Source organism: Paenibacillus sp. TAB_01 (genome assembly GCF_043945595.1).
Lineage (GTDB): Bacteria > Bacillota > Bacilli > Paenibacillales > NBRC-103111 > Paenibacillus_S.
Genome location: NZ_JBIFNP010000001.1, coordinates 5,236,349 through 5,249,064 on the forward strand (window position 1 = coordinate 5,236,349; position 12,716 = coordinate 5,249,064).

Annotated in this window: 15 protein-coding genes; all 15 read right to left on the minus strand. The window is 49.3% G+C overall.

The features are described from left to right. Window positions 1-196 precede the first annotated feature (196 nt). Window positions 197-412: a hypothetical protein gene (locus tag ACHHV8_RS25560; RefSeq protein ID WP_395162214.1), complete on the minus strand. Its 216-nt coding sequence runs from the start codon at window positions 410-412 to the stop codon at window positions 197-199. 150 nt (window positions 413-562) lie between these two features. After that, window positions 563-808, minus strand: coding sequence for a hypothetical protein (locus ACHHV8_RS25565; RefSeq protein WP_395162215.1), 246 nt, complete (start codon window positions 806-808; stop codon window positions 563-565). 3 nt (window positions 809-811) lie between these two features. Next, window positions 812-1,210, minus strand: coding sequence for a RusA family crossover junction endodeoxyribonuclease (locus ACHHV8_RS25570; protein ID WP_395163627.1), 399 nt, complete (start codon window positions 1,208-1,210; stop codon window positions 812-814). Then, entirely contained in the window at window positions 1,210-1,455 is a 246-nt protein-coding gene (locus ACHHV8_RS25575; RefSeq protein ID WP_395162216.1) for a MazG-like family protein, read from the minus strand. Before ACHHV8_RS25575 ends, ACHHV8_RS25570 begins: the two co-directional genes overlap by 1 nt. Before the next feature lie 269 nt (window positions 1,456-1,724). Next, on the minus strand, window positions 1,725-3,707 hold the full coding sequence (locus tag ACHHV8_RS25580) for an AAA family ATPase (protein ID WP_395162217.1): 1,983 nt from the start codon (window positions 3,705-3,707) through the stop codon (window positions 1,725-1,727). After that, window positions 3,640-3,981 (minus strand): PriCT-2 domain-containing protein, encoded by a 342-nt coding sequence (locus tag ACHHV8_RS25585; protein ID WP_395162218.1) that lies wholly within the window; start codon window positions 3,979-3,981, stop codon window positions 3,640-3,642. Before ACHHV8_RS25585 ends, ACHHV8_RS25580 begins: the two co-directional genes overlap by 68 nt. A gap of 419 nt (window positions 3,982-4,400) precedes the next feature. After that, window positions 4,401-6,056 carry a DNA cytosine methyltransferase gene (locus ACHHV8_RS25590; RefSeq protein WP_395162219.1) on the minus strand — a complete coding sequence of 552 codons (1,656 nt, stop codon included), beginning with the start codon at window positions 6,054-6,056 and terminating at the stop codon, window positions 4,401-4,403. A gap of 310 nt (window positions 6,057-6,366) precedes the next feature. Next, complete coding sequence (locus ACHHV8_RS25595) at window positions 6,367-6,510, minus strand: hypothetical protein (protein WP_395162220.1); 144 nt, start codon at window positions 6,508-6,510, stop codon at window positions 6,367-6,369. Window positions 6,511-6,765: 255 nt separating this feature from the next. After that, a complete protein-coding gene (locus tag ACHHV8_RS25600) occupies window positions 6,766-7,137 on the minus strand; it encodes a hypothetical protein (protein WP_395162221.1) in 372 nt (123 codons plus the stop codon). A 372-nt stretch (window positions 7,138-7,509) separates the two neighbouring features. Beyond that, complete coding sequence (locus tag ACHHV8_RS25605) at window positions 7,510-7,734, minus strand: hypothetical protein (protein WP_395162222.1); 225 nt, start codon at window positions 7,732-7,734, stop codon at window positions 7,510-7,512. A 494-nt stretch (window positions 7,735-8,228) separates the two neighbouring features. Next, a complete protein-coding gene (locus ACHHV8_RS25610; RefSeq protein ID WP_395162223.1) occupies window positions 8,229-9,353 on the minus strand; it encodes a DEAD/DEAH box helicase in 1,125 nt (374 codons plus the stop codon). Then, window positions 9,275-9,817, minus strand: coding sequence for a DEAD/DEAH box helicase family protein (locus ACHHV8_RS25615; protein WP_395162224.1), 543 nt, complete (start codon window positions 9,815-9,817; stop codon window positions 9,275-9,277). The genes ACHHV8_RS25610 and ACHHV8_RS25615 overlap by 79 nt, the downstream gene beginning before the upstream one ends. A gap of 261 nt (window positions 9,818-10,078) precedes the next feature. Beyond that, entirely contained in the window at window positions 10,079-10,624 is a 546-nt protein-coding gene (locus ACHHV8_RS25620; RefSeq protein WP_395162225.1) for a hypothetical protein, read from the minus strand. A 25-nt stretch (window positions 10,625-10,649) separates the two neighbouring features. Further along, the gene (locus tag ACHHV8_RS25625) at window positions 10,650-11,348 is read right to left on the minus strand and encodes a hypothetical protein (protein WP_395162226.1); all 699 of its coding nucleotides are present in this window, start codon (window positions 11,346-11,348) and stop codon (window positions 10,650-10,652) included. 169 nt (window positions 11,349-11,517) lie between these two features. Further along, entirely contained in the window at window positions 11,518-12,450 is a 933-nt protein-coding gene (locus tag ACHHV8_RS25630; protein ID WP_395162227.1) for an ATP-binding protein, read from the minus strand. Between the last annotated feature and the right edge of the window lie 266 nt (window positions 12,451-12,716).

The window sequence follows — 12,716 nt, forward strand, 5'->3', positions numbered from 1 at the left end:
ACCACCAGCGAGCATATTACGGCCGCCATTCACAATAAAAGCTACGTCACTGTTTGGCAGAATGGCAGTATTCTAGACTACGGCGGCCGCATTGAAGCCCAAACCGAGCATTCTGTAACGATTAACGGTGACCGGTTTCTGAAAGAAACATGTGAATTCCGAATACGCTAGAAATAGGGACTCCCTTCGGTGGTCTTCAAGCTCTTTTGTCTTCTCCACCGAGGATAATGACACGATCTCCCGCTTTTTTTCCCGCCATATAAAAGCCTGCAACCTCAAGGGGTCCGCTTTTAAGGTAGATCATGGTTGATCCATATCTGGATATCTCTCCCGCCATATCCGCAAGCATTCGAGGCTCTATTTTTACCGGTCTGTAGCCGCTGCCCTTAACCATGACGACGATATTAAGCAATGTAATGCCCTCCCACCCTATTTAGCAGCTTTCGTTTTCCGTTTAAATTTAATAGGCGATCGTTCTTTTAAGGGGATCAAGAACACTTCTCCGATGGGCCGTCCGGAATCATCGTAAATGATCTCCCAAGGAATCTCGTTGAAATACGGATCAATTTTCCTTAGCGCCATCGTTCTTTATCCCCTTTCGAGCTTCGTAGACCTCTTCCAGCCATTCAACCAGTGTCATCATTTGCTTAATAGCGAGACGGTTGTCTTGATATTTTCGACACAGCCCGCCAGTCGATTCCGTCACCCACGCCCAAAAGTCTGGGCTTTCCATCCCGTGCTTCATAGCCGCTTGGTTGGCCTGGCCGATCCAGTCCAGCACGTCCGCGAAAAATGCCTTATAATCCATCGGCTACAGCTCCTCGATCTTGACGTAGATGCCCGGCCTCGCTGCCCAGAACTTCTCAATGATCTCGCTAGCCACAATGGCGTCATCCTTCCAGTAGCCAAGATCGGTCATAATGTCGAACGGCAGCTTATTCAGATTGTGCGTGTCAGGAACTGTCGTTTTCCACTCTCCGTCGTAATGCTTGCTCCCTTCAGGAATCGGGAACAGCCATTTCACGATCACCCGCAGTGAACCTGTATACTTCTTCGCAGGCACATGCCGCCCGAGGTGCGCTGTCAGCTTCGCCCGCGCGGCCTTGAGGTCGGCTGGCTCGTAGAATATCGGTTTACCGCTCGTGCAGGACACCTGCTTCTCCTGATGCGTGGCGGTCGGCGGTTTCATCGGCATAAAGAATTCCGTCATCACAAATCACTCTCTTTGACGAACACGCCGTTTACCATCTCCCCGCATCGGTGCATCGCCAGAATCGTGAGCACCACGTATATATCACCAATGGAATCTTTGACCTGATCAGGTTTGCCCTTTGCCATCCCTTCACAAAGCTCACCGAACTCTTCTCCAAGTTTCAGAATCTGTTTATTCGGATCTGCTGTATGTAGCTCTCTAACAGTTGCCCACTTCTGGATATTGCGTGTCAATTGTCCCATGTCGTCACCTTCCATTTTTTAACTTTTGTCGGCGGGGTTTTGCGTCATAAATATAGGGGAGGGGGACGGGGATTTTTATACCCCGTCCCTTATCCTTATATATTTATATATAAGGTTCCCCGCCGCATTGTGGCGGGCACTATGACGTACCGAATCCCGCAAGAAATCCGCAACATTGCGGGCACCATAGTTTTCTAATCCCCGCAATGTTGCGGCGACTATGAATTTATGTTTTCCCCGCAACATTGCGGGGATTTATTGCGGGGATTTTAATGGTCATCGTCTTCTTTTTTTACCACTACACCACCGTTATTCTTGTCGATCATATATCCGAATTTCACAACCCAATCCCGGATTGTCCGTTCGGCAATCGTTTTTCCGGTAGAAGAAAACCATTCAGACAAATCTTTTAATGTTGGGGGATCACCCATATTACAATTGTTCACCGCGTCCGCGAATTCCTCGGCTTTGCTTCTGCGCTGCTCCTTCGCATTGTCCTTCCGCTTGCCGACAGCCTTCTGCCAAGCCGGCTTGTCCCCTTCGGGATCGATATCCTTCAGGCTGCCGACACTGTCCACCTTGTGAATCGGATATTGGAACCACATGTTGACTGGCTCAAATTTCGGGTATTCCCGCAGCGTGCCCTCTACGCGCCAGGCGGACCGGATACGAACGCTTCTGACGGCCTGCTGGATGGTTTCCTGTACAGCAGCCATCTGGCCTGGAATCGCCCGCTTAGCGTGATCCTCCATTGCCTTAGCGCTGAGCTGGTCATCCTGAGATATCCAGTTCACTACATATTCAGGGTTGAAATTATCAAAGAACTTCTGATACACGGCACATATGGCCTTGTTTTCTTCTTGTTTCAGCAGCTCTTCCGTTATATCCAACTCCACGAGGTCGATCAGGGCATCCGGGTCCCGGGCGAATACGCCGCTTCCACTGGCCCGGTCCATCGACTTCTTGCCGCCCTGGGCCCCCTTGGAATGGTGATGGCAGTAAATAACGCCGGCGCCGAGCTCCGTAGCAATTTTGTCAAACTGGTTCGTAAAATGAGCCATCTGATCAGCGCTGTTCTCGTCTCCGGTGAGGACCTTATAAATCGGGTCGATGATGACGGCAATATAGCCTTTCTTAGCAGCACGCCGGATCAGCTTAGGAGCCAGCTTGTCCATAGGCACCGACTTCCCCCGCAGGTTCCAGATGTCAATATTGGATATATGATGAGGCTGCAGCCCGAGCGCTGTATAGACGTCCCGGAAGCGATGCAAGCAGCTGGCCCGGTCAAGCTCAAGATTGACATACAGCACCTTTCCCTGTGTGCATTGCCATGCCAACCACTTAACTCCCTCAGCTATGGCGATACTGAGCTCGATGAGTGCGAAGCTCTTGCCGGCCTTAGACGGCCCGGCCATCAGCATTTTGTGCCCCTGCCGTAACACGCCGTGGATCAATGGCGGCGCCAGCTTCGGCATATTGTCCCAAAAGTCCGTCAGGCTCTCCGGATCCGGCAGGTCGTCGTTAATGCCCTCGATCCACTCGTGCCAGTCGGCCCAGCCCGTTTTGCCGATATGCGTATCGATGATAAATTGCTTTTTCCCGTTCCGTTCAATACCCGGCATACGTGACAGCCTGGACGGGTTACGGTTCTGATTATCGATGTTGAGTCCGTTCTTTTTGCAGACGTTGTACAGATAATCAACGCGTTTACGATACTCGTCATAATTGGCCGCCTCGACCTTAACGATGGCATGCAGGCTCTTCCCGCCAGAGTAAACCAGGACGGCAATCGGCAGCTCCAACTCACGCATAATCGCATTTTGCTTCTCAATGTCCATCGTGTCGGATTCCACCAAGGCGTACCTGAATTCGGTGACGTTCTCGTTTTTGACGCCTTTGCCGTCGAGCGGGTTAAATCGTATCCAGGCCCCTGCTGCCGGGTCATAATCTCCCAGCACAGAACCGATATCACCATTGCTTTGGTTCAGTCTTTGGATCAGCTCGCCGGCCGTCCGATCCCAGGCGCCTTTCGTAGGCAGATACTTGCCATCATCGTTTTGCCATGTGTCCGTGACGTAGCCGACGTTCTCGGACGCCTCAAACAGCGTCTCCAAATAGGTAGTAATCTGCTGGACCGGATTCCAGACGGCCGGCTCGTGGATCTCTTTGCCTTCGATCCAGTTTTTATCGACGACGACATATTCCCCGGCAGCAGCTATCTCGTCTTCCCAGCCTAGTTCTCGGCTCCTCACGATCGGCAGAACGCGGCATCCAACCGTTATCTTTGGCCATTTGCGTAATCGTAGCGCCCGTTACGGGTATGCCGGAGCCCTCAAACGTGGTCCATTTTTTGAAGCATTCGCCGGGATGGTACCGCCCGCTGTCCCGCCGGCTCCACTCGTCCCAGTCAGCAGCCGTATAGCCTTCGTATTTGAGCGCCATGCCTACATTGACCCATTCCTGATAAGTTAGGTAGACAGGATCGACGTAAGCCAGCAAAGCAATAAGGTCGAGTTTATTTTCCATTAGTCCTCCCTGATTTGATAGGATTGCAAATTATAGTAATAATTTGGTATTCTAGTTCTACGCCCATTTCGGCGCTACAACCCATTTAGGAGGAGCTGGTGAGCCAACTTCTACCGAAAGGGCGTGATGAGAATGAACTTTAAGTCAAAAGACTACGAGTTCAGCATCGCACCAAGGGTCTTGATTGCAATAATTGTAATTATTGCTAGCATCCTTGGCTTCAGCGATGCGGCCCTTCCTTAATGGAAGGGTTTTCTTATGTCATTTCCAGTAATGTTCATTTCCTTCCGAAAATCATCCAACCTTTATACAGATCAGGGGACGAGGTGAATATTATATTGAAGAAAATATTTGTCAGCTGCTTTGCCGTCGCTGTTGCTTTTGCACTGCTCTCTATAACAGCAAAGTTTCTTTTCCCATCACATTAACTGCATTGCCAATTGATGTTCCGCCTGGTATGGCAGGTCGACACACAATTCCGGCAGGTTCGATCGGACAAGCGCCTCTGCAAATGGCGGCGGTACCGAGTTTCCGCAGCGCGCCACCTGCGCCGTCTTTGGGTATGGCTTTCCAGTGTTATCGCGGTCAATGATGTATTCCGGCGGGAATCCCTGAGCTGCGAATAGTTCATGGGGCTCCAGCATCCGCATGCCGATATCAACAATCTGATATTCTGTTCCCTCTATGGTTACTAGCCCGAAACGGTCCTTGGTTGTCACAGTATGCAGTGGCTCCTCCATGTATTGCCCAATGCTGGAACCGTAATAGGCCATCAAGAACGCTCTGACCTCTCCGAAGTGAAGTCCTCCGGCCGTAATCGTCTGCAGCGGTTCTTCAACCGGCTGCCCGATATTGTCGCCCTTCATCTTGATCAGGTGGCTGGAGACCAAAGCCGACTTTCCGCCGCCGCCGGCGGTGACCGTTCCGATGGGTTCATCCATCGTACTCCCCACCGATTCCCCGAAATGCCTTGCGATGTGAGCCGTGACGAGCGAGTTATGATCCGTGGTTGTGACGGTCGACAACGGCTGTTCCGGTGATGTACCTGGCCCCGTATAATTGCCGCCGTAGTGCTTGGCGATGAAGGCAGATACCAGTCCGTAACGATTTGATGTGTCCAGCGTCATGAGCGGTTTATCCATTGTCTGTCCCCGTACCCGGTCGGCTGTCTCCGTATGGTATTGCGAAATAAACGGAGTAATCAGCATGTGTTCGGCCTTCGTGGTGATCGTGGTCAGCGGCTTTTCAATCTCGTATTGCAGCCGATCACCGCCGAATCCCGTCTGTCCGAACCGTACGATATATGGACGGGGATTTTCAATCACAAACCGCTGAATACCCCGGGCTATCCTCCGCATCGTATTCTCGGCCAGCGGCTTCTTCCGCTCGAAGATCGAAGGACACGGAATCGACCAGTCAATGATTTCTGCTGCAGTACGCCATGGCTTTAGCAGCTTCTTCTTGACCTGGATACTGTTCGGATCGCCATGCGTCGGCTGCGGCCACTTGATCGGCTGTCCATCGCATCGGGCGACAAGGAAGAACCTTTTGCGGATCGTAGGCGCGCCGTAATCGCATGCTCGGAGCTCTCGCCATTCAACCTCGTATCCGATCCGCCGCAACGCGTTGACGAAACTCCGGAACGTCCGGCCCTTCTGCTTTGGATCAGGCTGTCCGTCTTTGATTGGTCCCCATGTTTGGAACTCCTCGACGTTCTCCAGCATGATCACCCGGGGCCGAACCGTCGCTGCCCACCGGACCGCGACCCATGCGAGACCGCGGATTTCCTTTTCCACGGGCTTTCCGCCCTTGGCTTTGGAGAAATGTTTGCAATCCGGGCTGAACCAGGCGAGAGCAACTGGTTGCCCACCGGTAGCCTCCAAAGGCGGAACATCCCAAACAGATTCACAGTAATGCTTGGTGTCTGGGTGATTCGTCTTATGCATAGCGATGGCAGCCGGATCGTGATTGATTGCGATATCCACGCTTCGTCCTATGGCCAGTTCAATGCCAGTACTGGCGCCGCCGCCCCCAGCAAAATTATCAACGATGATTTCCCTTAGCAGTTGCTTCATTTCATCACCTCATGTATTTCCGTATTCAGACTGTTCGCGCAATCTCGTCTTACCGTTCAAAGTCAACCGATAGTGCCCGCGGTTAGATCGTTCAGCGTAACCAAGAGCTACAAGCGACTTGCATATGGGAGACATCTTCGAGCTTCCACGTTCTATATTCCATGTCGTCCCTTTTTCCGGAAATACTTCTCCAGCCAAATGAGTCGGACTTTTGAAAGTATGGTCAGACAGCGCATGCAACGTTTTAATGTGATTATCACCTAATTTATCCAATTGGATTACCTCATTTCTCTCAATATTCAGTCGGTGTTCATAAGCTGTTGTTGATTTTTCGCAGCTCGGCATAGTTTCCGTTCTCGTCATTTTCGGAGTCATAATAAAAGTTATGTCCTAGACGGACGCGGCGGACGCGGGATAATGCCCAATCGCGCGAATCATGTTTCCTGCCGATCATGAATGTCGCCGCCCATGGCGTTGCGTTTGGACTGCAATAAAAGTACAACGGCCACCATCTTCCGAAACATGTAAATGGGAGTCGGAAACAAATGAACCCATACTTTTTCGTGCGAATTGTGACTCCCCAATGCATGGCATTCCTTCCGAAGATCGTTACTCGCTTGCCTATATTCCAATGACTTGAAAACCATTTATCCAGTAGTTTTTCAAACACTCATAACCCTCCCAAGTCCTTTAATATTCAACCTGTCCATCAGTATTTGCTAACAGAGAAACTTGCAATTACTTCTCCAGCTGCGTTCGCCTTGCCACGAAGATGCTGTTTAGAAAGTGATGTTCGCTTATAGTCCCGATAAAGAACCGGCCATTTATCTTTGTTTTCGTTTTGAACATATGACCATATTTTGTATTTAGCAGCATGTTCTTCGGGATTGTCCCCGTCATAACCCCATGAGTAGAAATCCTCATCAATTTGTTTTTCAAGGTCATCTGTGTCATCAGAAACAAAAAATGAGTCTCGATCTTCGTAGTACATCAAAAACACTGCTTCGTGAATGTCTTCAGGTAGATTGCTTTTTAAGTGTCTGACTGCCTCTGTCACGGATTCAAAACATTTTATCGACATATTTACCCTCCTCATGTCCTTCCGTATTCATTGTGTTTCTTGCTCGGCTTTCCAGCGATAAATCGATCGCATCATACGTTGTAGATCCTGCTCTGTGATCTTGAACTCGATCACGACGCCGAAATCCTGAGCGACGCACTCAATTGCTCCCTCATCGTTCGGAACTACCGAAAACATGTAAGTGCCCAATCATGTACACCGCCCTATTCATTTAGTTGCAAGACGTCTTTTATTGCAATCACGACAAAGAACAATCTTTTTATCAAGTAAAACGGGTATTGAACTTTTGAGGTGAAAAAAGTGGGGTTAGTCACTAAATTTCACTCATTCTCAAAAAATGTCTGAAAGTGTGGTTAATATTCGTACTGCGTATTAATCTTCTTCCTCGGATTCTTCTTCAAGCTCTTCTTCCAACTCATCCTCAAGATCTTCATCAGTGTGTCCTTCGCTCATTCTGCTTTGAATAATACTTTCAATCTCCCATAATCTTGATTGACCTTCGCTATCAAGTTCATTACGTTCCGAAGCAATAAGACAGTCTTTGTACTCTAACAGCAATCCTAAGTTTGACATTTTATACAGATCTTCTTTTTCCACTTTTATCTCTCTCCTTATGTCGTTTTATGTGTCTTTTCTTCACCTTGAAAGTTCAAGAAAGTTTTGCATTGTCACGAAAGCAATTAGTGAAAGTATCACCCTCAAATTTCAATATCCCTTTATTCATTAAATTACTTCCCGAACTGGCCCGTTTCACGACGTTCTTTTAAAAGCTCGTGAAAGTGTATGCTGCATAACCATTTTCCCAAATACTTGATATGAGTTTTCATACCGCACTTTTCACAAAATCTCTCACCGTTCATCCGCGGGTTCCCCTATTCATTTTGTTACATGCGGAATCTCAATCAAGTACTCGACTTCACGAAAATTATCATCATGTTCAATAATCTTCACGAACGGAATAAGCTGGTCAACGTTACAAGATGCAATGAAATGTCTTATGTGTTCATCCCTCGTTTTTCCCGGTAGCCTCCGAATAAAATTGGCCTGTCTCCTTGAGTAACTCATTGTTCCAGTTTTCAACTGTACACCGCCTATCGGCTATTTTCCCCACGATATTCTTTTGGATTGATGCCTTCCGGTACCCGCCAGCCATTGGCTGCGATCCGGTCTATCAGCTTCTTAGCCGTTTCAAATGACCACGACCCCACATGCTCAAACCCTTTACCTTCGAGAAGACGAATCTGCTTCGGCGTGGTCAATCCTTCCGTCCGGCGTTTATCAAGACGCTCCAGCAATTTCGATGCTTTACCGGCATTGTCAACTTGGTCAGGCATGATACCCATTTTTTCGAGCGTCTTGATTTGCTGATCGCTTGGCGGCGCCATCTCCCATCCGAAGGCCGGGACGTAACTGGACAGGCCCTCCGCTTGGATACTCATTTCAAACTGCAGCGGATCAACCAGTGCGCGCTTCCGTCGTTTCATCTCCTCAAGCTGCTTAGCAAGCGCTTCCTCGCGCTGCGAGATTACATCTTCAGCAGCCTGCTTCTCTACTGTCTCCAAATCCAGCGGGATGCCGGCCTCTTCGATCTGCTTAGTCATGGCCTGGGCAATTTCTTCATTCTCCGCAATGAGATGCGCCGGATGACAAAGTTCATGGCGTTCCGTATGCCACAAGAAATCGAGCAGCAATAAATCCGTTTTTCCAGGATGCAGCCGGGTACCGCGCCCGACCATCTGGCTGTATAAGCTGCGGACCTTGGTAGGCCGCAGAACGACGACGCAGTCGACACTCGGGCAGTCCCAGCCCTCCGTCAGCAACATGGAGTTACACAGAACGTTGTATTTGTCCTTGTCGAAGTCTTCCAATATCTCTGCCCGATCCTGCGAATCACCGTTGACTTCCGCCGCCCGGAACCCCATAGAATTCAGAATATTCGTGAATTTCTGGCTAGTTTTCACCAATGGCAGGAAGACGACGATCTTCCTATCCTTGGCTACTTTCCACATTTCTGCAGCAATCGATTCCAGATAAGGGTCAAGCGCTGTACTTAGGTCACTGCTCTTGAAGTCGCCACCTTGCTGACCTACCGAGGATAGATCCAGTTTCAGGGGAATGGTCATCGCCTTGATCGGACTCAGATAGCCCTCTTTGATCGCTTTAGGCAGCGTGTATTCGTAGGCCAGACTTTCGAAATATGATCCAAGGTTGCGCATGTCTCCGCGGTCGGCGTGGCCGTCACGCCCAAAACGTTGGCGTTATCGAAATATTGCAGCACGCGCTGATAGCTGTCAGAAATGCAATGATGAGCCTCATCAACGATGATCGTATCGAAGAAGTCTTTTTTAAATTGCTGCAGTCGTTTATCGCGCATCATTGTCTGAACGCTGCCTACGACTACCCGGAACCAGCTGCCTATCGATGTCTGTTCCGCCTTCTCTGTCGCGCATCCCAAGCCGGTCGATTTGGCCAGTTTGTCAGCAGCTTGGTCCAGCAGCTCACCGCGGTGGGCCAGGACGAGCACACGCTCGCCCAGCCTTACACGGTCTTCGATGACCTTTGAAAATACAATTGTCTTGCCGCAGCCTGTAGGAAGCACCAGGAGCGTCTTTTTTACGCCACTTCTCCAATCGTTCTGAATGGAGTTCCGAGCCGCTTGTTGGTATGGTCTAAGTTCCATGGTGCCCTCCTAATTTTTATCTGACACTTCCCGAAGCGCCTTCACTGCGAACGTGCTCATGAGGCAAAAAGTAGGTGATCCCAATTTCTCACCTTTCAAAATCGGTCGATAGCATACCCTTTCTCGTCCAACCCTATCAAAAGCGATTTTCTCCACAGTTCGGAGTCGTCCGCTATCCATCATGTATGTCTTGCCGGGTTGAATCTGTTCTAGCATTAAGTGGTTTTTCTTTTTCATTTGGCATCTCCTCACAGTTACTATCTAAAACTGACCAGGGACGAATCCGCCGGTTTGCTGTTGACTTCCACCTGGGAATGGAGCTTGGTATTGATTCTGCTGGTTATTGTATTGAGGCTGCTGCTGTTGGTGTACTACTGGAGTATCATCAGCGGCATAGAATGTCTTGACCTCATTGTTCGTTCGCTCAACCCCATCTTTCCCAGTGAACTTGTTGATTACCAATTTCAGACGTCCACGAGCTCCCACAACCGCGTTCCAATTCATGCGAAGAGGCTCGCCCTTCTTCTTCTGTCCGATTCCGGCGAAGAAATTGGACAGAAAACCTTCTGTCTTCGTGTGGAGCAACAGGTTATGGAAGATGACGACGTCTCCATGATCTGGTGAATGCACGGTCAGCTCCAGCTTGGCCTGATTGCATGCTGGCATTTTGTCACTGCCTGTAAAGCGACCACGTTCGAATTTCGTAACCGTGAAGTTATAATCCCCAGCCGGGACGACGGAAAACTCTCCACCTTCTTTTTGAATCTCATCGTCCCAGCCCAATTCGCGTTCATTATTTTGACTCATCTATAAGTCCTCCTAAAGTTGTAATTTAATTATCGAACCAGAATACGATTCTTGCGCTTTCAAGATCGTTGCCGGCGAGTTCTTTCATCTTGGGAACCGACCAAGAGTAGAAGGAACCGACAATTTCAGAATAAGGAAGGGCCCATTTCACAAGGGTGTAGAACGAATCGTTCTCCTCCCATGGGTATTTCTCTTTCAGGATGCGGTTCATTTCCGTATTAGACACGTGTCTCACCCTGCCGCCGCCGACACCACCGCTCCAGCTTTCTGGTCTCCCCCTTTCCATAAAAACTTGGTATTGATTCTCGGATACCCAGCCCTCTTGTACGACAGTCTGAGACCAATCAAATTCGGTCAGCTCCTTGGCGGTGAGCCATGTATGGCTATGCCCATCGCAGCCCCATTCCTCAGATATACTCTTTATTTCAGACGAAACATCGTTAGGCATACATTTTGGTTCGCTTATTGGGGTAATTTCATATTGGTTACGAACTCCGGCAAGTAGTGCAAACAGCAGGTAATGGCGGCCATCATAAATGAATCCAGAAGTTCCATTCTTTTCTTCTTCGAGTAGACGCTCCCAATAATCAGCCTTTTCTCCGCGCGCCTTAATGTCTGCAATCGTATTCTCCAAATATTTGATTTCTGGCTCATTGATGCCGATAATCTGAGTCCACTTTCCATCGACTCTCTTTTCTACGTGCAAATGAATATCGCAACCCATTCGAATGCCCTCCTTTTATTAAAACGGAAGATTCTTCTTGAATTCTTGAATCATGCCAAATACTTGCGGCCATGCTCCAACCAAAACCCCATCGATAAATCCGGCATCATAGTTGGTAATCGGAGTATCCATTGGATAATAACCTTTTTGGCTCACTACGATTTGAATATCAGTTTCTGACACCTGATGTTCGGACCATCAGATCCCGGAGCGACCGCGGGATATTCGGGTTCAAATCATGACCGCTTGCCGGCGACGTGTTGGCCTGTTGCTGCGACAGCGGCGTCGGCTCTGGCTGTTGTTGCTCAGCAGGCGGCAGTGTGATCGGATTAGACTGTACTGTCGGTTGGGAAGCAACTGCTGGGCCTGTATTTGTAGCATTGAAGATATGGGCAATGCGGGCATAGTCCAACGGAAACTCATCAGGCAGCCCTTGGCGGTTTTTGGCATCCCACGCTGGGTGATGCGTTGCGTAGATCGTCCGTACGCCGCCTTGCGCTTTATTCTTTTTGCCTTCCTTATCCGTGGCTACCGAAAACGTCTTATAATTAATGAAGAGAACAATGTCAGCCCATTCCTTGACGAGCGGCGCAGTCCTCGAACCGGTCTTTTGCCCAAGCTTGAGTTGATAACGGTCGTATGCCCCCATTTCGTCAGGTTGTTCGAATTTGATGATCTGCGCGTGGGCAGTAAGGATAACATGGATGCCGGAATCTACGACATCGCTCAAAAAGTTCAGGAATCTTCCGATCTCATCAGCTACATAAACGTACCCTTTGCCATATCCGAAATCCTCTACACCGTTTTTGTTATGTGTCGAGCATACAAAGCTCACGCACAACATTTCTGCCCAGTCTATCGTGTCAATGACGAGCGAACCGTACCTGTTCCCTTGCTGCTTCACCCATTCGACTTGTTGCCGGAGCATTTCCCAGCTAGTCGGCCTCAGCAGCCGCTCAACGTCCATTTCCGTTGTAGAGCCCTCCGTATCGATGAAGATCGGACGCGGGAACTGGGCGGCCAACGATGATTTACCAATACCCTCGGGGCCGTAAAGCACGACCTTCTTTGCCTTTTGAACCTTTCCGCTGATGACTTCCATGATTAAAATTCACCTGCTTTCAAAATATTCCGTTTATTGTTTGCTTGCGTAATAGAATCAACCCATCGACAATTCCAAGGAGCATATGGACCGTTCACATCGATTCTATCAATAGTACATTTTCCGCGGGGAGCATCAGCATCATATCCAGCTGATAAAGCCCATTCGCGAAAGGCAGCGTAGTCACTCTTCCATTCATCGCAAACGTGAATTCCTCGACCGCCGTAATCAGGATACCTATTGTGTGTGGGATAATAGCACCTATC